The organism is Pseudomonas sp. Irchel 3H7, from assembly GCF_900187605.1.
In the GTDB taxonomy this organism is placed as follows: Bacteria; Pseudomonadota; Gammaproteobacteria; order Pseudomonadales; family Pseudomonadaceae; genus Aquipseudomonas.
Genome location: NZ_FYEA01000011.1, coordinates 137,711 through 161,960, shown reverse-complemented (window position 1 = coordinate 161,960; position 24,250 = coordinate 137,711). Strand labels below are relative to the sequence as shown.

Annotated in this window: 16 protein-coding genes and 1 riboswitch; of the genes, 6 read left to right on the top strand and 10 right to left on the bottom strand. The window is 57.8% G+C overall.

The genetic code is table 11. The features are described from left to right. Positions 1–222: 222 nt before the first annotated feature. Genes CKW38_RS21390 through CKW38_RS21370 form a run of 5 tightly spaced genes read right to left on the bottom strand, consistent with a single transcriptional unit; the run spans position 223 to position 4,313 of the window. A complete protein-coding gene (locus tag CKW38_RS21390) occupies positions 223–864 on the bottom strand; it encodes an urea amidolyase associated protein UAAP2 (RefSeq protein ID WP_095113798.1) in 642 nt (213 codons plus the stop codon). An 11-nt stretch (positions 865–875) separates the two neighbouring features. Next, positions 876–1,601, bottom strand: coding sequence for an urea amidolyase associated protein UAAP1 (locus CKW38_RS21385; RefSeq protein WP_095113797.1), 726 nt, complete (start codon positions 1,599–1,601; stop codon positions 876–878). Positions 1,602–1,626: 25 nt separating this feature from the next. Beyond that, positions 1,627–2,415: an ABC transporter ATP-binding protein gene (locus CKW38_RS21380; RefSeq protein ID WP_007911461.1), complete on the bottom strand. Its 789-nt coding sequence runs from the start codon at positions 2,413–2,415 to the stop codon at positions 1,627–1,629. After that, positions 2,412–3,227, bottom strand: a complete 816-nt coding sequence (locus CKW38_RS21375) for an ABC transporter permease (protein ID WP_095113796.1) — start codon at positions 3,225–3,227, stop codon at positions 2,412–2,414. The genes CKW38_RS21380 and CKW38_RS21375 overlap by 4 nt, the downstream gene beginning before the upstream one ends. Before the next feature lie 18 nt (positions 3,228–3,245). Next, complete coding sequence (locus CKW38_RS21370) at positions 3,246–4,313, bottom strand: putative urea ABC transporter substrate-binding protein (RefSeq protein ID WP_007911457.1); 1,068 nt, start codon at positions 4,311–4,313, stop codon at positions 3,246–3,248. 63 nt (positions 4,314–4,376) lie between these two features. Continuing rightward, positions 4,377–4,477: riboswitch (guanidine-I (ykkC/yxkD leader) on the bottom strand. Between the two features lie 283 nt (positions 4,478–4,760). Here CKW38_RS21370 and CKW38_RS21365 point away from each other — a divergent pair. Continuing rightward, positions 4,761–5,024, top strand: coding sequence for a hypothetical protein (locus tag CKW38_RS21365; RefSeq protein WP_007911455.1), 264 nt, complete (start codon positions 4,761–4,763; stop codon positions 5,022–5,024). 180 nt (positions 5,025–5,204) lie between these two features. Continuing rightward, on the top strand, positions 5,205–5,612 hold the full coding sequence (locus tag CKW38_RS21360; protein ID WP_007911452.1) for a hypothetical protein: 408 nt from the start codon (positions 5,205–5,207) through the stop codon (positions 5,610–5,612). A 132-nt stretch (positions 5,613–5,744) separates the two neighbouring features. On the opposite strand, the gene CKW38_RS21355 is transcribed toward CKW38_RS21360, so the two are convergent. Continuing rightward, entirely contained in the window at positions 5,745–11,036 is a 5,292-nt protein-coding gene (locus CKW38_RS21355) for an SET domain-containing protein-lysine N-methyltransferase (RefSeq protein ID WP_095113868.1), read from the bottom strand. A 389-nt stretch (positions 11,037–11,425) separates the two neighbouring features. Here CKW38_RS21355 and CKW38_RS21350 point away from each other — a divergent pair, with 389 nt between their 5' ends. The 3 genes from CKW38_RS21350 to CKW38_RS30540 are packed head-to-tail and all read left to right on the top strand — an operon-like array spanning position 11,426 to position 19,072. Next, positions 11,426–12,670 carry a glycosyltransferase family 4 protein gene (locus tag CKW38_RS21350; protein ID WP_095113795.1) on the top strand — a complete coding sequence of 415 codons (1,245 nt, stop codon included), beginning with the start codon at positions 11,426–11,428 and terminating at the stop codon, positions 12,668–12,670. 1 nt (position 12,671) lies between these two features. Beyond that, positions 12,672–13,526, top strand: coding sequence for a hypothetical protein (locus tag CKW38_RS21345; RefSeq protein WP_095113794.1), 855 nt, complete (start codon positions 12,672–12,674; stop codon positions 13,524–13,526). 2 nt (positions 13,527–13,528) lie between these two features. Then, positions 13,529–19,072, top strand: a complete 5,544-nt coding sequence (locus CKW38_RS30540; RefSeq protein WP_095113793.1) for a calcium-binding protein — start codon at positions 13,529–13,531, stop codon at positions 19,070–19,072. Positions 19,073–19,140: 68 nt separating this feature from the next. Here CKW38_RS30540 and CKW38_RS21335 read toward each other — a convergent pair whose 3' ends face one another. Next, positions 19,141–20,253, bottom strand: coding sequence for an enoyl-CoA hydratase/isomerase family protein (locus CKW38_RS21335; protein ID WP_095113792.1), 1,113 nt, complete (start codon positions 20,251–20,253; stop codon positions 19,141–19,143). Between the two features lie 132 nt (positions 20,254–20,385). Between CKW38_RS21335 and ung the strand changes: the two genes are divergently transcribed. Beyond that, positions 20,386–21,078 carry a uracil-DNA glycosylase gene (gene ung, locus CKW38_RS21330; protein ID WP_007911441.1) on the top strand — a complete coding sequence of 231 codons (693 nt, stop codon included), beginning with the start codon at positions 20,386–20,388 and terminating at the stop codon, positions 21,076–21,078. A gap of 125 nt (positions 21,079–21,203) precedes the next feature. Here ung and CKW38_RS21325 read toward each other — a convergent pair whose 3' ends face one another. Genes CKW38_RS21325 through CKW38_RS21315 form a run of 3 tightly spaced genes read right to left on the bottom strand, consistent with a single transcriptional unit; the run spans position 21,204 to position 24,205 of the window. Then, a complete protein-coding gene (locus CKW38_RS21325; RefSeq protein ID WP_095113791.1) occupies positions 21,204–22,238 on the bottom strand; it encodes an AbrB family transcriptional regulator in 1,035 nt (344 codons plus the stop codon). Beyond that, positions 22,231–23,745, bottom strand: a complete 1,515-nt coding sequence (locus CKW38_RS21320) for a tripartite tricarboxylate transporter permease (RefSeq protein ID WP_007911435.1) — start codon at positions 23,743–23,745, stop codon at positions 22,231–22,233. The genes CKW38_RS21325 and CKW38_RS21320 overlap by 8 nt, the downstream gene beginning before the upstream one ends. Before the next feature lies 1 nt (position 23,746). Next, on the bottom strand, positions 23,747–24,205 hold the full coding sequence (locus tag CKW38_RS21315; protein WP_007911434.1) for a tripartite tricarboxylate transporter TctB family protein: 459 nt from the start codon (positions 24,203–24,205) through the stop codon (positions 23,747–23,749). Positions 24,206–24,250 lie beyond the last annotated feature (45 nt).

Below are 24,250 nucleotides of genomic sequence, written 5' to 3'. Positions count from 1 at the left end.
GCCGTCCCGGATGAAAAAACCACTTCAGATCACCACCGAGCCCCTGTAGGAGTGAGCCTGCTCGCGATAGCGTCGGATCAATCAAAACTGATGCGTCTGACACACCGCGATCGCGAGCAGGCTCACTCCTACAATGGGATTTGTGGTGGTTTCACTTTTTAAGGCATTGCCCGGAACGGGCCTGGCACAGGGCGAAAAGCCAACGGCGCAAACGGCTGATTTTCAGTTCCATACCAGCAGCTCCGCAGGTGTCGGGTTGTAGGCGTTGCAAGGGTTGTTCAACTGCGGACAGTTGGAAATCAACACAATCACATCCATCTCCGCACGCAAGTCGACGTACTTGCCCGGCGCCGAAATCCCGTCCTCGAAGGTCAGCCCGCCATCGGCGGTCACTGGCACGTTCATGAAGAAATTGATGTTCGGCCCGATGTCACCTTTGCCCAGTCGCCCATCATGGGCACAGGCGCGCAGGTAGTTGTCGCGGCAGCTGTGCATGTAGCGCTTTTCCAAGGCGTAGCGCACGGTGTTGCTCTCTTGCGCGCACGCGCCGCCGAGGGTGTCGTGACGTCCGCAGGTGTCGGCGACGATGGTCAGCATCGCGTGGCCGAGGTTGGAATACAGCACGCTGCCGGTGCTCAGGTAGACGCTGTTCTGCCGACGCAAGGTGCGCTGCACGTCGTAGCGTTCCTTGGGGTTGGCGAGGCTGTAGAACAAGGTATCGACGGCCTGATTGCCTTCCAGGTCGAGAATGCGCAGGGTCTGGCCAGCCTTGACCTCCATCAGCCACGGTTCACCGGCCGGGATTGTGGCGCGGTACACCGCTGCGTCGGGTTGTTTTTGCGAAGTGGCGATAGCAACTGACATGGCAGCGATCCTCAGGCGAACAAACGGTCGGTGTTGATAAAGCCGCGCTCATTTTCCGGGCGCGAGGTGCGGCAGTGTTCGGCGACGCTGGCGTCGGCGTTCATCCAGCTCAACTTCAGTGGTTTGGGTGCGTATTCGGGCGCCGGATCCATCGGGTGTTGCAGCGCGGTGAGCACCACCAGCGTGTCCATTGGCGCGTACAACTCGATGTAATCGCCAGCCTTGGAATTGCCCTCGACGAAGTGGAAGCGCCCGGCCTCATCGACGTTGACGCGGCTGAACAGATTGAGCGTCATCAACAGATCGGAGAGGCCCAGCCCCCACTTGCCGAGCTCCACCAACAGGTTGTCGGTGCCGTTGCGGAAGAAGCCGTTGCGCAGTTCCTGATAGCGGCCCTGGCCGTACTTTTCTGCGACCTCTTCGGCGCAGAGCACACCGCCGAGACTGTCGCTCCAGCCGCAGGTGTCGGCAGTGATTGCGGCGAGTACGCGGCCCATGTCCGAGTACAGGCAGTGGCCGCTGGTGAGTTTGGCGGTGTGTTGGCACTTGAGGCTGTCGGGCAGGTTCAGCCGCTCGGTTTTTTCATTGGCGTTGAGCAGGGTCAGGCTGACGTTGGCGCCACCGCGCAGATCAGTCAGGCGCAGCAATTGGCCGCGCTTCAACACGAAGGAACGGTGGCCGCCACCGCGGAGCATTTCTTCGGCAAACGGTGGGAACAGTTGGGTCGAATCAGTCATCGGTTTATTCATTGGAGCAGTCCTCTCAAGCGGTGCGAAGGGCGCCTGCCAGTGGCAACGGCAAGGCGTCGACGGCGGCGCGCTGGGCGCGGCGGTCGCTGTTCAAAGGGATGTCGTAGGTGATGCGTGCGCCATAGGCGCCGGGGGCGTGCGGGTCGAGGCGCACCTTGTCGAACACCAACAGACGAGTGCCGAGGCTGAAACCTTCGGACAGGTCGTGGGTGACCATGAACACGGTCAACCGGGTCTCGCGCCACAGCTCCAGCAGCAAGGCGTGCATGTCTTTGCGGATGCCCGGATCGAGTGCGCCGAACGGTTCGTCGAGCAGCAACACCCGCGGTTTCATGATCAGTGCCTGGGCAATCGCCAAGCGTTGCTGCATGCCGCCGGACAACTGCGCCGGGTATTTGTCGAGGGCATGGCCGAGGCCGACTTTATTCAGCAATGCCGCCGCTTGTTCGCGCGCCTCACGTTTGGCGCTGCCGAACAACCGACCGATCAGCGGCGCACGCGGCAATTCGAGGCCGAGGGCGACGTTGTCGAGCACGCTCAAATGCGGGAACACCGAGTAGCGCTGGAACACCACGCCACGGCTGGCATCCGGTTCGCTGGCCAGCGCTTGACCGTCGAGCAGAATCTCGCCGCGACTCGCGGTTTCCTGGCCGAGCAGCAGGCGCAGGAAGGTCGATTTGCCGCAACCGGACGCGCCGACCAGGGTGCAGAACTCGCCCTCGTTGACGCTCAGGTTCAAGCCTTCCAGCACCACCTGATCGGCGTATTGCTGCCAGACGTTTTTCACGGTGATGAAGCTCATTTGGCCGCCCCCTCATACCAAGGGAAGGCGCGACGGGTCAGGTATTTCAGGCCCCAATCCATCAGCCAGGCGAGGAGGGTGATCCACACCACGTACGGCAGAATCACGTCCATCGCCAGATAACGCCGGACCAGAAAAATCCGGTAGCCGAGGCCGTCGGTGGAGGCGATCGCTTCGGCGGCAATCAGGAACAGCCACGCTGAACCGAGCATCAGCCGCAACGAGATCAACAAACGCGGCAACAGTTGCGGCAACACCACCCGCAGCATCAATGTCCAGGTCGAGGCGCCGAGGGTCTGCGCCTTGATCAGCAGTTCGACGGGAATTTCCCGTGCGCGCTGTTCCAGATCGCGAGCGAGGGCCGGGGTGATGCCGATCACGATCAGCATGACTTTCGACAACTCGCCCAGACCGAAGACGATGAACAGAATCGGCAGGATCGCCAGCGGCGGCACCATCGACAGCACTGTCAGCAGCGGCGACAACGGCGCGCCGAACAACGGCAGCGTGCCGGCGGCGATGCCCAGGCACAGCCCGGCCAATGCAGCGATGCCGAGGCCGATGGCCAAGCGCCGCAGACTCGACGCGGTGTCCTGCCACAACAGGTAGTCACCGGTGCGGCTGTCGGCATTGAAGGCCAAGCGTTTGACCGCGTCGCTCATTTGCACGGCGCTGGGCAGCAGTTTGTCGTTGGGGTTTTCCGCCAGGCGCTCGGCCGAGCCCATGAAGTAGGCGAACAACACCAGGGCGAACGGCAGGATCACCAACAGCAGGCGACTGGGGCGATCCGGGTGGCGATTGATCAGGCGCATGGCCAAATCCTCCGTGGCTTACAGCTTGGCGTCGGCGGCCATCTGCACGTAAGTCGGATCGAAACGCAGCTTGAGGTTGCCGGTATCGCCACTGGTCACGCCGTTGGCGAAGGCCATGCCGACCGCGCTGGTGTCTTTCGCGCCTTCACCGAGCAAGCCGTGCTGGAAGGAGAATTCGGCGACCTTGCGCATGGTTTCCGGCAGTTGTTTGCTGGTGGCGAAGTTCAGCGCTTCGCTTGGCGTGGCGAACAGTTTGGTGGTGTCGAGTTGTGCCTGGAATCCAGCGAGGTCGGTGCCCGAAGCTTTGGCCATGTGCTCCAGCGCAGCTTTGCTCGCGGCGTTCTTGGCGTTCATCAACTCGACCACTTCGAACCACGCACCGGTGAGTGCTTTGCCCAGCGCCGGGTTGTCTTTGAGGGTGGCGCTGTTGACCACCATCATGTCCATGATCTCGCCAGGAATCTGGCTGGAATTGAACACCTCGGTCACGCCCGGTTTGGCCTTGATGTCCGAGAGCATCGGGTTCCAGGTGGTCACGGCGTTGACCTGTTCGGTGTTGAAAGCGGCGGAGATATCGGCGTCGGAAGTGTTGACCACTTTCAGGTCTTTCTCGGTCAGGTCGACCGAGTCCAGCGCGCGGGCCAGCAGGTAGTGCGAGACCGACAGTTCGACCAGGTTGACGTCCATGCCCTTGAGGTCGGCGACTTTCTTGCCGGCGCCCTTGAGGACGATGCCGTCGTTACCGTTGGAAAAGTCGCTGACGATCAACGCGGTGCTGTCGACGCCGCCGGCGGCCGGAATGGTCAGCGCGTCCATGTTGGTCATGGTGCAGCCGTCGAACTGGCCGGCGGTGTACTGGTTGATCGATTCGACGTAGTCGTTGAGCTGCACGACGTCGATCTTGATCCCGTACTTCTTCGCCCATTTGTCGACGATGCCCTGGCTGCCGGCGTATTCCCAGGGCATCCAGCCGGCGTAAATCGTCCAGCAGACGCTGAAGTGGTCTTTCTGGGCGGCGGGGGATTGCGTGCTGATGAGCGCGGCGAAGGCGGCGGCGAGCAGGGCGGGCAAACGTAGTCGGGTCATGGTGGATTCTCCAGTTGATCAAGGGCGGACAGGAAGGCAACGCGGCACCGCGAACGGTGGCTTGTCTCCCGGGCTTTTGTCCCGCCGTGTAACCTCAACTGGAGGTCGCCAACTCTCGGACCAGCCACTCGCGATTGCGAGCCGGAACCCTAGTCAGCCATTGCAAATTGTGGTGCCGCGAACCTGTGATGACTCCTGCACGGGTTTGCTAAAGCGAGACGCGTGCCAAGTTGCGTCAGGCGCTCTGGCTCGGGCGCGCGGGTGGCGTCGGTTTGCAGGTGAGGGCGATGTGGCGCTTTGTGTTGGTGCGCGGCTGCACCGTCATGCAGCGTGGTTGCCGCTGATCTGATGGTTTTGCGGTGTTGGCACTCGGCATGGCTTCGCCAGTCAAAACAGATGTCAGCCGGTCTGTGCCGACTGCTGTCGCGGGTCTTTCAGGAGGCCGCCATGCTCATTCAAAAAACGTTGCGAAGGGCGCTGCTGGGAGCGGTGCTCGGTTTCGGTCTGTCCGGTTGTTATTACTACGCCGGTCCCTACGATGCGTATCCGTCCACCTACTACTATCCCGGCTATTACTCGCCTTATTACTACGGTGGTTATTACGGGCCACGCTACTACGGCGGTGCGCGTTATTACCACGGTGGCTACGGGTATCGGGGTGGTTACGGACGGGGTTATCACGGCGGCGGATATCACGGTGGCCACCATTAATCAGCGGCTGAATGACAGCGTTTTCCAAATGAACAGGATTTCATTAATCACTTGTTTCAACTTGTTGCAGGAACGCACCAGATGCCGAAAACGCTGTCTGATTTTTCGACAGTCACCGATTAAATGACTGTCGCCTGCCAGCGTCGCTGGTGTGGCCAACCCGCGGTCCAGGAGGCCGCCATGTATAGACGAATTCTTCTGCTTGCTGCGTTGATGTTTTCCGTTGCCGGTTGCGTCCCGTACTCTTACGCGGACTCGTATTACAGCTCAGAGGTCTACACGTCACCCGCACCGGCCTACTACAACACAGGCGGCACCTATTACCGGGGTGGCAGCACGTATTACGCGCAGCCACGTTACTACCAGCCAGCCCCGCGGTACTACCAGCAACCGCGCTATTACCAGTCGGCGCCGCGTTACTACCAACCGGCCCCGCGCTACTACGAAAGCCGCCGCTGGCACGACAACGATCGCGGGCGCTGGAATGGCCACCGTCGCGGCGGTTGGGATAACGATCATCGCGGTCGTGGCAACTACGACCGACACAGTGGACGCGGCGATCACAATGGGCGTGGTAACCGCTGGTAATCACCCGCAAATGAAAAGCGGCGCTTGAAGCGCCGCTTTTTTGTGCCTGAGGATATCGTCAGGATGAAGACCAACTGTTAAGCGCACTAAATGACTTAAGGCCGCGGTCGCTTTGGCGCTTGAATCTGATGATCAGCGACTAGGGTCCGGTTTGATCGCTATATCAGGCACCGGCTTGTAGGACAGGCCGTAATCCACCAGTAATTCATCTCCCTTGCGAATGTCATTCAGCGCCACGTAGAAGGTCAGGTTTTTCCCCGCGGCGATGGTAATGACGTTATTCGACCTCCATGCCGGGCCATTGCCCAGTTGCGAGGTATTGATCAGGCTCAGGGTATTGCCCGTGTGCAGCGCACTCACTGAGCGATTGCCCGAACGTGTGCCGAACAAATAGGTCAGTACAGCCCGTGAACCTTGTTTGCGTATCTCCCGAAACAATGACGCTTCTGATTCGTGGAATTTGCCCGCGTACGGTCCAAGCACCTCAAATTTGGCAATATCGCGGCGCGCCCATACCGACGCGCCGCGATTGGGTCCACCGTCATCCAGGGCCGTGAGCACTTCCAGAGTCTGATCAAACCTCGCCTGATGCTGCCCTTCGGTACGCAACCAGTCTTTGATCGATTCCTTGATCTGAGTTGATACGTGTTGTTTGCTTGCGCTATCGAGACCGTCAAGCAGGCCACTCCAGTTGGCGATACGGATGTCATCAATCGGCCCCTCTACGGATAAGGTCCGGCTGATTGTCGGGTTTTGCGGGTCTTGCAGGATCGGCAATGTGTTGTCGGCTTGATGAGGCAACGACGAGGAAGCCCCAGGTTCAATCTTGATGGTGACTGGCAAGATGTCGGAAGAGGGGCCTGGAATTTCGTCGACACGCTCTGGCGCCTCGGCGGGCTTCTTCGGTTGCGGTGAGTCCAGCGAGACCGGCGCCGGGCGCTTTTGTGGCGCAATCGTTTCAGGGGGCTGGTCTTCAAGGCGTGGCAGGGTACTTTGCCCCACTCCTTCGAGACGTCGCAAGGCTGTGTCTTTTAACGTGCCGTCAATGTTGACGTAGCTCATCCATTGGCGGGGATCGAGTCCGTTCTGGCGCCCGAACGCTGCCGCCGAGAGGGTGTTGTCCGCAAGCCTGAAAAGCACGTCCCAGCGGCGTAAATGTTCGTCGGTAATTGCGTTGTAAGTATGGCCTGCGGCCTTGTGCATCAAGGCCTGCCCCCTTGGCCCCAGACCTCCATCGGCCCGGACATAACTGTAAAGTGTATTCGGATGAAGATGATGATGACCGGCAAAACCTTCCACGGTCATTGTGTCTCGCTCCTGCTGAGACATCTTCTGCCAGTCACGGACATGTGTTTCATCCGGCTGGTTGAAGGCCAGGTCGGCAGGACGGTCACGTACTGATATGCCGGTCGCGCTCAACTCGCCGTCAGGTTTCACGTAGTACTCAAATGTTTTCCGCGGCAGATTGTTCTGTCGGGCAAAGCCTGCGCGGGTGAGGCTCTGTCGCTCCGCTTGCGGTAACGCCAGCCAGTTCCGCAAATGTTCGGTAGTGATCCTTTGTTTGCGCACTCTTGTGCTTTGTGCTCCGCTTTCGATACGCCGTAAGGCTGCGGTTCTGAGGGTTCCATCGATTTTGACTTTCGATTGCCATGTAGCAGGATTGAGTGAGTGCCGACGGACAAAATCTTCTGCCGTGAGGGTGTTGTCTTGCTGTCTGGAAAGCCCGTACCACTGACGCAAATGTTCATCGGTCAAAATGTTATAGGTGCCACCGGCCGCGCGGTGCAGTAGCGATTGTCCGGCTGGCCTCAAGCTTCCATTGGCGTACACATAGCCCGCAAAGGTCTCTGGTTGAAGATAATGATGACCGGAAAATCCTTGAATTGTGATGGTGTCACGCTCTTGCTGAGTCATGTTTTGCCAATCACGGACGTGCGTTTCGCTTGTCCGATTGAAGGTTTTGTCTGTCGGACGGTCGCGTACGAGTACGCCGGTTTCGCTCAATCGGCCGTCAGGCTTCACGTAGTACTCGAATGTTTTTCGCGGCAGATTATTCTGCAGTGCAAAGCCTTCTCGGGTTAGCTGCTGCTGTTCTGCTTGAGGCAGTGCCTCCCATCGCCGCAGGTGCTCGGCAGTGACCCTCTGGGTCTTGCCCTTCGGACTCTTGCCGGGCACCTCGATCTGCCGAATCACCTGCGCTTCTGCTTGCTGAAGCGAGACAGGCTGATCGATGTTTTGTCCCGCCTTATCGAGACGTTTGACAGCTTCCTCTGTCAGCGATCCATCTTGCTTGACGTGCTTCTGCCATATGAAGGGGTTGAGCTGATGTTGATGCATGAACTGCGTGGCTGTCATCGCGTTGTCCGGCTGCCTGAAGAGCGCATTCCACTGGTGCAGATAGTCATCTGTAAATGGGTTATAGGTACCCCCGGCCGCTCTGTGCAGCAGCACTTCGCCAGCCGGCCCCAGGCGACCGTCGGCCCTGACGTAACTTCTGAAGGTTGCCGGGTTCAGGTGATGCAGACCGGCAAATCCGCCCATGGTCATTACGTCACGGGCGTTCTGCGTCATTTTCTGCCATTCGCGGACATGCGCTTCGCTCGGCAGATTGAATGGCGTGTCAACGGGGCGGTCGCGCACCAGCACGCCCGTGGCGTTCAATTGGCCATCAGGCTTGACGTAATACTCAAATGTTTTGCGAGGTAGCAGATACTGTCGGGCGAAGCCGCTGCGAGTAACTTGTTGCTGTTGCGCCGTCGACAATCCTTCCCATATCCGCAAATGCAATGCGGTAATCTCCCGCCCAGCCCCTTGTGCGCCCAGTCGTTGCCACTGCTCATCCCGGAGATGCTGAATCAGCAATTCGGTTTGCCGGTTATTGTGATAGACCCGCGCCTGCACAATGCCGTCTTCCGTGCGAGTGATCTGTCTGACCTCGTACACCGCCGATTTACCGCTGCTATCGGTATGGCGTATGTGGGAGAGATGCCCATCGGCGGCAACATATACCCCTTGGCTGTTGCGAGAGAGCCCGGTGATTGTGGACTCGGGCACACCGTAATGCCCGAACAGATCATGGCTCAGCTCGAGTAACTCATCGACGTGTGAAGTGATCACTCTGCCGGCGACCGCCTGGGTGGCGACCGCGAACTCCTCGATCGGGCTGCCATAAGGTCGCATCGTGTTGGCATCAAATGAATACCAGTGACCATTCTTCAACACGGCGGCGCCTTCCACAGTCTGGCCAGCCACTTTTATGGTGCCTGTTGCCGCCGCATCATATTGTGTGCTGACAGCTTTCAATACGTCGTAGCTGTCAGCGGCGCCCCTGAGCCGGTTGACGGTTTTGGCACCTCGGGAGAGTAGATGAGCGCCGCCGGTAGCGAGGAGTCTGGCCAGATTACCCAGGCCACCCACCGGGTTGAGCACCTCGATGGTGGTGACGCCGATAACATGAACAGTCTTCAGTGCCTTGGTCCCGGCGGAAAGAGCTGTCCTGCCGATCCTGATCAATTTTCCGGCAGTGGCGGCGCCCGCAGTGAGAAAACCGAATACATCCACTGTGAGATCAAATACCGCCTCGCCGTAGTTGCCCTTCTGAAAATTGACGATGGCGGACCTGAAGGGAATCAGGTTCAACAAAAACTCCCCCAGCGCCTTGGGCCGGTAATATTCGTCCATAGGCGTCTGCCCGCGTGCCAGCTCTTTGATTGTGGGGTCATCCAGATCAAGATGTTGTACAAAGGTATCGGCAATCGCACGGGACCGAGCGCTGTTGAAACTGTTCAAAAGTGATTCGCTGACGGTGCGCTCACGACCCAGTTCATTTGCCGCCTCACGGGGGACAAGCTCTCTGGTCGTAAAATATTTGTTGGCTTCCCTGGAATCCTGATGCTTTGCCTTGTGCGGGGCTATGCGTTCGATCGTGTCTTTATTGATGTTGATTTCATACGCGTGGAAGTGGCCGCTCAACTGCGTTCCAATGAGCAGTCCGGGCGCGTTCGGGCAGGGGGTATGGTTGAAAAAGCCATCTGACAAAAATGATCCTTGCTGAAAAAAGCTGACTTTTCCAAACTCGAAATTCTTTCGGTCCTCTCGTGGGAGCAGGGAGATCATGTGCCTGACCGTTGTATTGACAGCGGTTTTTTTAGCCTCGATGGCGCGCGTGAATTGCTGTTCGAAAGCCTCCCGCACGCCAAATGTCGGGTTACTGTTCAATGCCTCCAAGGGAATACGCGAGTCACTCGATGCCAGCGGCCGTGGATTCGGCAAATCCATCATCGCGTAATCCAGTAGCGAATGAATGCCACTAAAACCCGTCTGTCCACGCTCGCCACGATATGTATCTGTGTGGAGTGCCTTGACTTCGAAAAGCGGACCCAAATCGCCAAATCGCTCCATCAATATGGCCAGGGCAATGTCTTTTCGTGTCGGTAATTCCTTGTCCAGTACTCTGGCGGCAGCAAGCCGCTCATCCAGCTCCTGGTTAAATGTCGCTCTTATCGTTTCAAGTTGTCCGGCGGTGTAGCTGTCATCGTTTATTTTCAGGATGATTTCGTTGGCCACGGCCCAATCGAGTACTGCAGCTGTCTGAATGCGCTGGGTAGACGCAGGGTCTGCCAGGCGGGCACTTTGCGCCATGCTCATGACCTGGGCAAACGTCAGGCCGGGGACTTTGCCCGGTGTTTGAGCTTCGATGGCCATTGCTGCCATGGTCAGGTTGGCCCAAGCCAGACTGCCAACTTTCACATTCTGAGGAGTCTCTGCAATCAGAAACTGCGGGGCCAGCCTGGCCAACAAAAGGTACGCACCGGCTTTCGCCAAGTCAGCGCTGGTTCTACCTTCACGGCTTAAATGAGCAGCCAGTTCACCTGCAACTTCAGAGGCGTGCCGACCCCAATGCCGATCACTGGCCAGATCAAAGCCGGCTGTTTTGTGCCGATCAGGGGTTGTGATCGATTCGGGGTCCAGCTGCAGTGTGATGCCCGCCAGCAGGTAATCGATCGCACTGCTTGCGCTGTCAATGCCTTGCATTTTCTGTTGCAAAGCTCTGCCCATCAGTTGCCCTTGCGCACAGCCGAGCAGGGTTTCAAGTATCCAGGCCGGATCGTTCACGATGTTATCCGGGAGTGGGCAGCGATAGCGCAGAAACTCCAGCACACCGCCCTTGGTTTGCATCACCAGTGGCTGATCGCCCAAATGGTGCGCATGATTCATCGTGATCAGGCGCAAGCGCCGTTGTTCGTCTGGACTCAGTGGAATCGGCCAGGACAATGCCCCACCCGGATTACCCAGCGGTTGCCGGATGGCACTGCCGGCACCTGCGTTTGACGAGTCGATGTCGTCAGGTTCTGGCGTGGATTGATCGTCAAGGGGGAGCGGGTGAATCTGCGAAGGTGTGATTACGAGGGTATTGCCCGTCATGAGACTGTCCATAGTCAAAGAGTCGTCCTTGGGAAACGCGGGGGGCGCTTCAAGCGTTCACGAGAGTAAAAACACTCCGTGAACAAACGCCATAAACCAAGTGTGAGACTTTGCGTACAGGTCAGATGAGCCCAGTGTCGCGCGGCCGGAGAGGATGTAAACGGACTTCCTGTCCAATCCGGCGATAGGCTCAGTAAACCCTCAAATCCGCCAACGGGTGCCGCACCGCTTTTTTATGCCCGTCGAAAAGTCGTCCCATTAGCCTTCTCCTAGGGCATTCCCGGACGCTTCCTACAGTTTCATTTTCTTGCATTTGTTAGCGTTTGTTCCTGCCGATCGAGGTGAGCAAAACTCAGTTCATTAGCGGCGAATAAAAGGACGATGCCGCTATGAAGCTTCTTGTGATTCACCAAAACTTTCCGGGCCAGTTCCGTCACGTGGTGCTGGCGGCGATTGAAAGGCGTTACGAGGTTTTGGCGATAGGTCGGGATACGGCGCCGGGTATCCCAAGGGTGAACCTATATCGATATCGCGCTGCCAGCAGAGCAGCGGGCGCTATTCACCCCTATCTGATCCGTTACGAACAAGCGGTGAATGATGGAGAGAAAGTTTTTCAAATTCTGAGCCGACTGAAACATTCGGGTTATCGGCCGGACGTGATTCTTGCTCATCCCGGATGGGGGGAAACGCTCTTCGTCAAGGATGTCTATCCTGACACGCCGCTTATTCACTATTGCGAATATTACTATCGAGCGCAGGGCGCGGACTCTGGGTTCGACCCTGAATTCCCGCGAGCCACAAGAGAGTCATCAAGGCTGCGAGTGCTCAATTCGCTGCATCTTTTGAATCTCGAACAATGTGACATTGCCATTGCGCCTACGCGGTGGCAGCGCAGTCTGTTTCCGGCCGCTCATCAGTCGGCCATTCGGGTTATTCACGAGGGCGTCATTCAAAGTTCTTGCTTGGCGAAAGTTGGGGCCGTCAGGTTGCCCAATGGCGTCGAGCTGAGAGCCGGGCAGCCGATCGTTACTTATGTCGCGAGGAATCTTGAGCCTTATCGCGGGTTTCACAGTTTTATGCGAGCGATCCCGCATATTCAGGCTGAGTGTCCCGATGCGCAGATAATCGTAGTGGGCGGTGATGACGTCAGTTATGGGTGTAAGCCGGTTGGCTATGCAAATTGGCGCAGCAGGATGCAGGCAGAGGTAAGTTTCGATCATTCCACCGTTCATTTCACTGGGAAGCTTCCTTACCGGACTTACCGCGCGATTCTGGACTGCTCAAAGATTCATGTTTATTTGACGTATCCGTTTGTTTTGTCGTGGTCGTTATTGGAGGCGATGGCGGCTGGGTGTGTGGTAGTAGCGTCAGATACGGCTCCGGTAAGGGAGGTGATCGTCGATGGTCACAATGGAATGCTGGTGGATTTCTTCGATCATCACGGTATCGCCAAACGTATTACCAAGGTTCTTGATTCCGTTGATGAGTACGACAGCCTGCGCAGCGCCGCGAAGTTGACGGCGAGCAGATTTGATGTGGAGTACGGCACTAAATACTACTTTGAGCTATTTGAAAGCGCGATGTCCGGACATCTCAAGAAACAGCCTGAAACTCAGTTTGACCGGGAGCTTTGAAATGCTCGGGATGTCGCGTAAGCAATGGGTTAAATGGTTTAAGACGTTGTTGAAATACGGATTGTTTATTTATGTCTGTTACTGCGTGGTTGATTTTTATATCCGTAAAGAAGAAGTCGCCGAGGCGATGGCAATCTATTACGCGGATCAGGAGGCCTGTCAAAAGAAGCTGGCGAGTCTGAAGCAGGTGCCCATACTGGGCGGCAGCTATGTGGATAAGACTCTGGTCCCGGAGTTTTATGTGGGCATGCCTGAATTGGCGAATAAGAAAGCGTGTCTGGCCAATACGCTCAAGGGGCATTTCTGGTGGACCGGGACGGGCTTGCGCCGGTACCAGGATCAGAGCCTGAAGTCGATTCCTGAAAGTTGGCGTCTTTATAAACTGAACGCCGGGCTTTATACAAAAAAAGAAACCACCGAGCCTCATAAACGGGGCTATCGCCACATCAACTGGCCGGATGAGTTGATTGTGAAGTTGAAAAATTATCCGGGGTTAGAGATTTGGCTGGATGCTCCGCCGCCGCATTTCAAGAATGTGGATTCCGTCAGAACGTTTGTCATTACTGGCTGGCCGCGGCGTGATGGCACCCCTCGGTTGATAGACTGTGACGGTTTGATTCGCCCGGCTTCCGAGGAACAACTGACTGACGAAAAATTGGCAAGGCTCAGCAGAGCAGAATTGGAAAATCTGGATTTTGGCAAGTTGAACTTTTTCTGCACTGTCAATCTGGATAGCTTTGACTTTTCTGGGGGGCACGGCAGCGTAGACCTCGGTCTATCGTCACTACGCGAAGCACCTGAGATGCTCAAGTTTCTCAGTGATTATCTTTCACGCTCAGTTATTACAAGGAAGTAACGATGAGTTATGTTTTTAGCGATATGGAAAAAACAGCGATCTTTAACGCAGCCAATATTTGCAAAGGTATGAGGCTTCTCTCAAAAAAAATTGAGTACGAGGCACTGGGAATAGCGGGGGCTAACTGCGCTCCCCTGTATCAAAAGCTATTCGATATTATCGGCAAAAGAGTTTCTGAGGTTACCGCTGTCGATCAAGAAGCGGGAGAAATTCTGAAAAGTGCCAGGCTCTGGCTTGCCGTGGCCATTGATGCCAACGGTGGAAACGGTGCCTACTCCGCCCTGATTCGCGGTTATACGTCGCGGCAAGGTGAACTGAGATTGAATAAAATCTTCAGTGAAGAGCTGATGCAACTGTCATCGAATCAGGTCGCCGCCAATTTCATCAATACCTTGATCGACGGATCTCTCGCCGGTCGACTGGCACCCTGGACGGTGCCGTCCATCAGCCAGATTGCAGAGATTGATGCCAGTGCGATCGGCAAGGCACTGTTTAGTGAGGCTTGCGGAGAGAAAGATACAGCCGTGAGCCATAACGCCGGTTGGTCCGGGACAGTCGGGTTCAGCCTGCTGGGTGGAATGCCACCCTATGAAACCTGGAGATTAATCTCCGCTGGTGATGCGGAGCGGGAAGATGGCGGCCCACCAATTCAGGCACAAGCCAACAGGCTCGATGACTATAAAAATATTCTGTTCGCCATCGATTCATACAGTGTCGGCCTGCGAGCGGCGATCAGCAATTTCGGCATCAATCCATTGCAAAGTCTGCTTTCTGTCGTGCCGGAGCAAATCAATATCGCGCTCGCCAGTGGCAGCCTCAATCCCCTGATTCAGCATGTCGTGAAAGGCACGCCGGTTTCCGCCGTGGTCGACCTGATGTTGCGTTACGGCCAGAACGAATTTCTGGACATGTTCAAGCGCACCTACGACGGCGATTCAGCAGCGCCACCTACCACCGATGAAAGCTTCGCCACCAACGCTTACGCATTCTTCTCGGCATTTCCACCAGAGCAGTCCCAAAGCATCGTCACCCGATCAATAGGTGAATACGGAAACGCGAATTCATGGGCAAAACTGGCTGGCGAGTCGACACCCATCGGCCTAGCGCTGCGCAATTCCCTGAAGCAACTCAGTGAAATCGTCCTTGAGCGAGCTGACGGTTACCCCGGACGCGGACTGGAGCTCTACGATCCGCTGACTGGCGAAGGTTTCATTACCGCGCAATGGCTTACCGATCGTGCGCAGATGTTGGCCCGTTTGATTGCCCGAACTCAGCGCTCGTTTGGAGAACACTCGCTGCAGAAGTTTTCCTACTCCGATCTCGCCTCAGCCAAACAGGTGCCGATGACCACGGGTGTGTTGAACTCGCTGGTCATGTTCGGTGATGACGGCGCGCGGTCTTTCGCGGGCGGTGCGAACACTGATCATCTTTATGGTGGCGCGGGCAATGACACGATCAACGGGCTGGCAGGTCACGATGTCATTGAGGGGGGACGCGGCAACGATTTGCTTGCCGGAGGCGACGGCAATGATGCGCTGCACGGAATGGCCGGTGATGATGTTCTGGTCGGAGGAAAGGGTAACGACTCTTTGATCGGTGGCGAGGGCAGCGACCGCTATGAGTTTTCCAGCGGTGATGGCATCGATGAAATCTTCGACGCCACCCCAAATGGGCAGCTATGGATCAACGGCTCGCCGATTCCTTCACTCAAACGTTGCGCCCCTTTGGGCAATATCTGGTCGACCGAGGATCAGGCCATCACCCTGACCCTCATCGAAGAACTCACTGAACCCACGCTCAACATCAAATATGGCCTGAACGACCTCGTCGTTATCAAGAACTTCCGCTCCGGGCTGCTTGGCATCCGACTTCCTGAATACCAAGGCCATACGGTCTCTGCTCCCGATCTGGTTCTTAAGGGCGACTGGAAAGCGAAAGATTTCGACCCCAATGTGCCCGGGGATCAGTTCTCATACGATGAGCTGGGCAACGCCTTGCTATTGGCCAACGTAAAACAGAGAAACAAGGCCGATGTGCTTTACGGCTCTGCCAGGGACGACGTCATTCTCGGACTTGGCGGTTCTGATCGATTGTTCGGCAAGGATGGAAACGATCAATTGTTTGGGGATAAACAGACGACGCTCGAAAAAGCCATGGCCGCTGGCGACGTTAAAGGGAAAACAGCTCGAGGTGATTGGCTTGATGGAGGCGCCGGCCACGATTTGCTCATCGGTACGGCGTCCCAGGACGTGCTTCTGGGCGGTAACGATCGGGATACGCTGATTGGAGGTGCGGGGGATGACATTTTATCAGGCGATGAAACGACCGGCGCGCTGGAGCAGAAATGGGGATTCAAACGCGTCGACGTTCTTATAGATGGTGGTGTCACCAGTCACCGAACTGTCTTTTCAAAGGCCTCCTTCAACAGTCCGACGCAGGGTGATAACGATGTTCTCTACGGCCAGGGCGGTCGTGATGTTCTCAATGGTGGATGGGGCGAGGACCTGCTTGATGGCGGAACTGAAGATGATCTTCTTTCGGGGGATGGTGGAAATGACACGCTGGCCGGAGGAAGCGGTAACGACACAATGATGGGCGATAACCTCGACTGGGGCGGTGGCCTGCAAAGCAAACACCATGGCAACGATGTATTGGACGGTGGCAGTGGCGATGATTGGCTCACTGGTAACGGTGGAGCCGATGCGATTTATGGTGGCTCAGGCAATGACACTCTCAAGGGGGATGACGATGTACTGAACGGCGTTGCCGGGGACGCCGCCCACTTTTTTGGAAATGACCTGCTGGACGGTGGTGCAGGAGACGACAAGCTCTGGGGCGGTGGGGCGGATGATCTGCTGCTCGGAGGTGAAGGTAACGACGCGCTGGCCGGGGATTATGCTGAGCATCCGGTTCGTTATCACGGCAATGATTTACTTGATGGTGGAGCGGGCGATGACACACTTCAGGGAATGGGTGGCTCCGATACCCTGATCGGTGGGGCAGGAGCTGACGCGATGGATGGCGATGTGTCCAACCTGCAGTCAGGTGGAATCAACAATGATTACCTTCAAGGCGATGAAGGAAACGATACCCTTTTGGGCGGCTTGGGCGCCGACACGCTTTATGGCGGCGCTGATGATGACATTTTATCCGGCGACTATGAGCAGACAGCCGAGGCCGAACACGGCGCAGATTATCTGGACGGTGGATCAGGCAACGATACCTTGCTGGGCGGTGGTGGCAACGACACGTTATTGGGCGGGGAGGGCGTAGACCACCTTCGCGGCGATTCCGGCAATAACGTTTTTGATGGCGGTGCCGGTAACGACGTGCTGGAAGGCCGTGACGGCGCTGATGTTTACTATTTCGGCGCTGGCGATGGTCTGGATATTGTTACCGATGCCGGCGGCTGCAACATCATCAGGTTCGGCGCAGGCTTTTCCGCACAAAGTCTGAAAGCCGACATTATTGAAGTTGCCGTCGGCACGGTATTGCGGCTGGCCAACGGCGCGGGCGACGCGATACTCATCAAGAGTCACGAGCAGTGGAAGGATTCCACATTCAGTTTCAGCGATGGCGTTGTACTTGATTATGAGGATGTCCTGCGCAAAACATTGCCGCCGATAAAGGTGCCCGAGTCACCTGTACCGGAAGTTGTAACCGCCTCAGGAATCCAGCAAAGCAAAGTTGAAGATCCGGTCCAGCCAGACGATGTAACCATCGCGGCGCAACGCCCTGTGGCATCTGATCACCCCGTTGACTGGACTGAAAAATTCCTCGCGCAAATCAAATCCAAGCGCTACGCCCGCAAACACGCCACAGGTTTCACCTTGAGTGATCAAGGCGTCTGGGTTCGCAGTCATATCACGACTAGCGACACCGGTTACATCACTCACACCGAGCTGAGCGATGACGGCGTCGAAACGGGAGCACTGTCTGACGCGCCGCCATGGATGAAGGTTGATGCAGGGCATGCCGTGGTCAGTGAAAGGCAGTCGAAAACCACAACCCGTGTCGAACATAAGCAGGTGAAAGCCGATGGGGCGATAGCCTCTTCGAGTCAGGCGCCTCGCTATTATCGATCCGGCTCGGCCAATGGCTTTTCATTCAATACCGGAGATGTATTGGTTGAAGACCGTAAGGAATCCGGCGCGCTTGAGGGCTGGTACATCTATCCGGCAGTAAGCTTCGGTTCGGGGGAAACGGTGCCCAAGGCGTTTCGCTGGGATGTCACAACTGAAACGATCAAACGCAAAATCGTTCCTGGCGACGATGTCGGCGGGCGAGTCAACGTTGAAGTGGAAAACGTTTTTCACGGCGGCGCGGGAGACGATCTGATTGTCGCTTATGCAGGCTCCCCACTTGACTACGGTACTATCGGCGACAGAACACCGGGCGCGTTTTTATCCGCAGGTGCAGGTGACGATACCTTGCTGGGCTCCGAGGGCGCCGACTATCTGGTCAGCGGGGCAGGGGATGATTGGCTTTACGGTGAAGACGGTGCCGACACCTACATCGTGCAAGCGCACGCCGGAGCAACTACCACGATTGCGGATGTGCCGAACCCTTTTTTCCACCGAGCAGAAGTTGGCGCAGCGGGGTGGAAAGACAAGTACGGATTGATCGATCAGGACACGGTCGTCCTTCCAGCAGATGCGCAGCGCAATGCACTGCAATTGAGCTGGGGTGCTGCGCTGATAGAAACCACACATGTCGCGCTGGAACCCAACCCTGGTCGCGGGGCACACCGCAATCCGCCAAGAGCGAAAATGCTCCATCCGACACTCGATATCAATTGGGGTGGGATACAGAAAGTTCGCATCGTCCTGCCCCTCAACGGTGAACTTGAGGGGGCCGGGATTGAGCTCTTGAATTTCGCCGATGGGTCGGTCGTGAGTTTGAAACAACTCTTGGAGTCAAGTCAGCTGGGCCCTGCGCCCGAGACTTTTCATACGGGTGTAACCGTTAACAATTCAACGCGTTTTACGTCTCTGCGAGACGGACGGGCGCTGCCGTTAGTCGGTGGTCGAGGCAACGACACGATAAGCGGCGCGGGGGAAATCCGAGGCATGGAAGGGGATGACGTGCTCACGGGCAGCCCCGGTGATGATCTGCTGTTGGGTGGGCCGGGCAATGACACGCTGACCGGCGGCGCCGGAAATGATATCTACCGATACGATGGCCTCGGCAGGGACGTGATCATCAATCGCGGAGACGGCCTTGACGGGATCGACTTTTCCGAACGCAGGCTGACGATCGACAGCTTGAAGTTTCACCGTGAGCGCGATGATCTGGTGATCGTGGTGGATTACGGCATGGCACCGAAAATCCGGGTTTCCAATCATTTTGCCGCAGGCGAAAGCGCAATCGGCTTCATAAGAGCCAGCGAAGGAACAGCGACTCAAGACTACAGCGCGATGCAGATTGCTGAACGTCTGCACCCGCTTCCGCCATTGAGGGATGTCGAAGACATTTTGATAAAGGGCGACGAAGAAGCGCAGCGGGCGATGACGGAGATCATTCAGTTTTACGAGCTGAATGTCTGAGTCGTATGGCGACTGATTGAGCCAGCTCGCGATGGGAATCCAGTCGTCATCGCGAGCATCGCGTCAGTTCAATACTGCGTCAAATCCGCCAACGGATGCCGCCCCTCCCAAACCTTGTGAAAGTGCGCGTCAACCACCGCATCCGGCACATTGTTGATATCCGGCCAGTGCCAGTGCGGCTTTTGATCCTTGTCGATCAACCGCGCGCGAACCCCTTCGCTGAACTCCGGATGCCGGCAGCAATTGAGGCTCAGGGTGTACTCCATCTGAAAGACTTCGGCCAACGACATGTGCCGGGCGCGGATGATCTGTTCCCAGACCAGATGCGCGGTCAGCGGCGAGCCTTCGCTCATGGTTTTCGCTGCCCGGGCAAGCAACGGATCGCTGCTGTCGCGCTGCAGGCTGATGGCTTTCCAGGCGCAGGCCACATCGCTGACGTCGAGCAGTTCGTCGATCTGCTGCCGCCGTGGCAGCCACTGCGCCTCGGGCAACTGCGCCACGGCTTCCTGCTGCAGGGCCTTGAGCAGGCTGTTGAGTTGCATGTCGGTCTGTTCCTGCCAATTCAGTTGCAACAGGCCTTCGATCAGTTGCGGCTGTTGTTCGTCGAGCAGGAAGCGATCGGCCAGATCCAGATCGATCGCATCACGGCCGTTCATGTGCGCACCGGTCAGGCCCAGAAACAAGCCGAGCTTGCCCGGCAGCCGGGCGAGAAACCAACTGGCGCCGACGTCCGGATACAGACCAATGGTGATTTCCGGCATGGCCAAACGACTGCTCGGCGTGACGATCCGCGTACTCGCGCCTTGCAGCAAGCCCATGCCGCCGCCGAGCACGTAACCATGGCCCCAGCAGATCAGCGGTTTCGGATAGGTGTGCAGGCTGTAATCCAGACGATATTCTGCGCTGAAAAACTGCGCGGCCAGCGGGGGTACCTCGCCGGGGTGAGCACGACAGGCCTCGACCAGGCTGCGCACCTCGCCGCCGGCGCAGAAGGCCTTGGCGCCGTTGCCGCGCAGCAGCACGCAGACGATTTGCGGATCCTTGGCCCAGGCGTTCAGTTTGTCGCTGAGGGCGTTGATCATCGACAGCGATAGCGCGTTCAGCGATTGTTCAGCATCCAGGCTGGCGATACCGATGCGGGCGCCGTCGGTGCCGGTGAGTTCTTCGAAGTGCAGATTCATCGTGACCTCGATCGGGAATTTGAACGATCAGTATGATCGTTGTGTGGGAAAGTGCCGGATCTGCGTCAGATCAATTGACAAGCGTGGTCGGCTTTCCTAGGGTTCGCCCCATTGTTTTTGCCGGGTATGACCATGACTGCTGACGACCGTATCAAACTCGAACCGAGCTGGAAGGAGGCACTGCGTGCTGAATTCGACCAGCCTTACATGGCAGAGTTGCGCCAGTTTCTGCAGCAGGAGCGGGCGGCCGGCAAGGAAATCTATCCGCCGGGGCCGATGATTTTCAATGCCTTGAACTCGACGCCGCTGGATAAAGTGAAGGTGGTAATCCTCGGCCAGGACCCGTATCACGGCCCGGGGCAGGCCCACGGTTTGTGCTTCTCGGTGCAACCGGGCGTGCCGGCACCGCCGTCGCTGGTCAACATCTATAAAGAGTTGAAGCGCGACCTCAACATCGACATTCCCAATCACGGCTACCTGCAGAGCTGGGCCGATCAGGGCGTGCTGATGATCAACACGACCATGACCGTCGAGCGCGCCAACGCCAATGCGCACAAGGACAAGGGCTGGCAGTTCTTTACTGATCGGATCATTGAGCTGGTCAGCGAGCGCCAGCCGCATCTGGTGTTCATGCTTTGGGGCGCCCATGCGCAGAGCAAGCAAAAGCTGATCGACGCGACCAAGCATCTGGTGCTGACGTCGGTGCATCCGTCGCCGCTGTCGGCGTATCGCGGGTTTTTGGGTTGTGGGCATTTCAGCCGGACCAACAAGTTTCTCGAGCAGAATGGCGAGACGCCGATCGAGTGGCGTTTGCCGCCGATTTGATGTCAGTCTGAAGGGCCCCATCGCTGGCAAGCCAGCTCCCACAGGGTGTTGTGGTGTGCACAAAATCTGTGGCAGCCACAAGAACCTGTGGGAGCTGGCTTGCCAGCGATGGGGGCGACGCGGTCTTATTCGGGATTACGATTCCAGTACTTGAACAACGGCTCCGCCAGAAACAGCACAAACAACAATCGCATCACCTGCATCGCTGTCACCAGCGGCACAGACAGTTGCAGCGTCTCCGCCGTCAGGCTCATTTCGGCGATGCCGCCAGGCATCATGCCCAGCGTCAGTGAACGCAGATCCAGATGAGTGAGCGCGCTCAAGCCCAACGCCGCCAGTGAGGCGATCAACATGGTCAACGCCGTGCCAATCAACGTCCGCCCCATAAAGGATGGCGCGCGACGGAAAAACTGCCGATTGAAGTGGCAACCCAAACCGCTGCCAATCAACCACTGGCCAATCTGACTGCCGCCATTGGGCAAGCCAATGTGCAGATCCCAGCCAATGCTCACCGCCGCACTCACCAGCAACGGCCCGAACAACCACGGATTGGGTTGACGCAAACGCTGCCAGAGCCACGCAAGCAAACCACCTGCCGGAAACAAAATCGCCAGCCAGCGCCAATCGACGCTGCCGGCATGAGAAATCGGTGTGCCATCGCCAAGCAAATACTTGAACGCCGCCGGCACGCACAACACCACCACCAGCACGCGCAAACTCTGCCCCGCCGCAACATGACTGAGCATCGCGCCGTTGCGCGCGCCGAGGTTGACCATCTCCCCGGACCCCCCCGGCATGCTGGAAAAAAACGCCGTGGCGCGATCCTCGCCAGTACGGCGCATCAACCACACACCGACCACCGCCGACAGGCTGGTGACCAGCGCGCCGAAGAAGATCAATCCGAAATGACTGAGCACCTGTTCCATCACCACCGGGGTGAAGTGCAGGCCGATGCCAATGCCGACAATCCACTGGCCGCACTTGCGGCCGCCAGGGATTTCCGTGAGTTGCCACGGGGTCAGGCAGCGCACGAGGATGATCGCCAGCAACGAGCCGACCATCCACGGCAGTGGCCAGCCGATCTGACTGGCGAGATAACCGCCGAGCAGACCGACCAGCGGGGTTCCCCACCAGGATTTCAGTGAGGCGCGATCAAACATCGGCAATGGCGCGACGCGCGACCGAACGTTTGCGCCAGATGCGCAGCAGCGGCATCAGCAGCATGATCGCGGTCAGCACCCAGACACCGAAGGTGATCGGGCTCGACCAGAGGATTTCCAGCGCGCCGTTGGAAATCGACAGCGCACGACGCAGGTTCTGCTCCATCAGACCACCGAGGATGAAGCCCAGCAGCACTGGCGACAACGGGAAGTCGAGTTTGCGCAGGATGTAGCCGAAGATACCGATGCCGACCATCAGGAACAGGTCGAACGTGGTGGCGTGCACCGCGTAGACGCCGATCCCGGTGATGATCGCGATCACCGGCACCAGTGCCCAGTTCGGCACCGCGAGGATGCGGGTGAAGATGCGGATCATCGGAATGTTGAGGATCACCAGCATGATGTTGGCGATGAACAACGAGGCGATCAGGCCCCAGACGATGTCCGGTTGTTGCTGGAACAGCAGCGGGCCCGGGGTGATGTTGTACAGCGACAGCGCGCCGATCATCACCGCCGTGGTGCCCGAACCTGGCACGCCCAGCGTCAGCATTGGCACCAGCGCACCGCAGGCCGACGCGCCAATGGCGGTTTCCGGCGCGGCGAGGCCACGGGCATCACCCTGACCGAATTTGCCGCTGGCGCCGGCGATGCGTTTTTCGGTCATGTAGGCCACGGCACTGGCCAGCGTCGCGCCGGCACCCGGCAATACGCCCATGATGAAACCGAGCAGGCCGCAACGGATGTTCACCACGAACACCGAAGACGCTTCCTTGAAGTTGAACATCATCCGGCCGGTAGCTTTCACTGCTTCCTGGCCGCGATGGGTTTTCTCCAGCAGCAACAGAATTTCACTGACCGAGAACAGGCCCAACACCAGCACGACGAATTGAATGCCGTCAGTCAGGTGAATGTTGTCACCGGTAAAGCGGTAAACGCCGCTGTTGGCGTCGATGCCGACGCTCGACAGGAACAGGCCGATCAACGCCGCGATAAAGGTTTTCAACGGTCGATCACCGGCCATGCCGCCGAGACAGACAATCGCAAACACCATCAGCACGAAGTATTCCGCCGGCCCAAAGGCAATCGCCCATTTCGCCAGCAGCGGCGCGAACAACACCATGCCGCAGGTGGCGATAAACGCGCCGATAAACGAACTCCACGCCGACAGCGACAGCGCTACACCGGCCAGACCTTTGCGGGCCATCGGGTAGCCGTCGAGGGTGGTCATCACGGTCGACGCTTCGCCCGGAATGTTCAGCAGAATCGAGCTGATCCGCCCGCCGTATTCGCAGCCCAGATATACCGCCGCGAGCAGGATCAACGCCGACTCCGGCGGTAGGCCGAGGGCGAAGGCAATCGGAATCAGCAGTGCCACGCCGTTGATCGGACCGAGGCCCGGCAGCAGGCCGACGACAGTGCCGATCAGTGTGCCAGTCAGGGCCGTGACCAGGTTGTACGGGCTCAGCGCGACGCCGAAGCCTTGACCCAAATAACCGAGGGTATCCATATCAGTTCTCCAGCACGTCGAGCAGGCCAAGGGGCAGCGGAACGTCCATCACACGGTCGAACAGCAGGTACAGACCGATGGCCATCAGCGTCGTCACCACGATGCTCGGCATCCAGCGACCGCCATACAGGCGCGCCATCGGAATGCCGATGAGGATGCTGCTGAGGATGAAACCCAGCGGTTCGAAGAGGCCGGCGAACACCAGCAGCAGTGCGACGCAAATGGCGATCTTGGTCAGGGTTTCGCGATCCAGTGGCGGCTCGTCTTCACTGTGTTTGATCGGCGCCGGGCGGAACACCATGTACAGCAGCGCCGCGCCCATCAGGCCGAGCATCAGCAGAGGGAAGGCGCGCGGGCCCACCGGTTCGTAGGAAAAAGCCGCTTGGTACGGCCACGCCATCAGTGCCAGGCCGGCGCAAACCAGCAACAACACGGAGGCGAAAATGCGTTGAATAAGCATGGGAGCTCCTGTGCTGCGTCCCCGTCAGCGGGAACGCAGCCGCTA

What these genes read in the sequence shown, in the direction of transcription:
- CKW38_RS21390 (WP_095113798.1), bottom strand. Translation starts at nt 864, where the DNA reads ATGTCAGTTGCTATCGCCACTTCGCAAAAACAACCCGACGCAGCGGTG.
- CKW38_RS21385 (WP_095113797.1), bottom strand. Translation starts at nt 1,601, where the DNA reads ATGACTGATTCGACCCAACTGTTCCCACCGTTTGCCGAAGAAATGCTC.
- CKW38_RS21380 (WP_007911461.1), bottom strand. Translation starts at nt 2,415, where the DNA reads ATGAGCTTCATCACCGTGAAAAACGTCTGGCAGCAATACGCCGATCAG.
- CKW38_RS21375 (WP_095113796.1), bottom strand. Translation starts at nt 3,227, where the DNA reads ATGCGCCTGATCAATCGCCACCCGGATCGCCCCAGTCGCCTGCTGTTG.
- CKW38_RS21370 (WP_007911457.1), bottom strand. Translation starts at nt 4,313, where the DNA reads ATGACCCGACTACGTTTGCCCGCCCTGCTCGCCGCCGCCTTCGCCGCG.
- CKW38_RS21365 (WP_007911455.1), top strand. Translation starts at nt 4,761, where the DNA reads ATGCTCATTCAAAAAACGTTGCGAAGGGCGCTGCTGGGAGCGGTGCTC.
- CKW38_RS21360 (WP_007911452.1), top strand. Translation starts at nt 5,205, where the DNA reads ATGTATAGACGAATTCTTCTGCTTGCTGCGTTGATGTTTTCCGTTGCC.
- CKW38_RS21355 (WP_095113868.1), bottom strand. Translation starts at nt 11,036, where the DNA reads ATGACGGGCAATACCCTCGTAATCACACCTTCGCAGATTCACCCGCTC.
- CKW38_RS21350 (WP_095113795.1), top strand. Translation starts at nt 11,426, where the DNA reads ATGAAGCTTCTTGTGATTCACCAAAACTTTCCGGGCCAGTTCCGTCAC.
- CKW38_RS21345 (WP_095113794.1), top strand. Translation starts at nt 12,672, where the DNA reads ATGCTCGGGATGTCGCGTAAGCAATGGGTTAAATGGTTTAAGACGTTG.
- CKW38_RS30540 (WP_095113793.1), top strand. Translation starts at nt 13,529, where the DNA reads ATGAGTTATGTTTTTAGCGATATGGAAAAAACAGCGATCTTTAACGCA.
- CKW38_RS21335 (WP_095113792.1), bottom strand. Translation starts at nt 20,253, where the DNA reads ATGAATCTGCACTTCGAAGAACTCACCGGCACCGACGGCGCCCGCATC.
- ung (WP_007911441.1), top strand. Translation starts at nt 20,386, where the DNA reads ATGACTGCTGACGACCGTATCAAACTCGAACCGAGCTGGAAGGAGGCA.
- CKW38_RS21325 (WP_095113791.1), bottom strand. Translation starts at nt 22,238, where the DNA reads ATGTTTGATCGCGCCTCACTGAAATCCTGGTGGGGAACCCCGCTGGTC.
- CKW38_RS21320 (WP_007911435.1), bottom strand. Translation starts at nt 23,745, where the DNA reads ATGGATACCCTCGGTTATTTGGGTCAAGGCTTCGGCGTCGCGCTGAGC.
- CKW38_RS21315 (WP_007911434.1), bottom strand. Translation starts at nt 24,205, where the DNA reads ATGCTTATTCAACGCATTTTCGCCTCCGTGTTGTTGCTGGTTTGCGCC.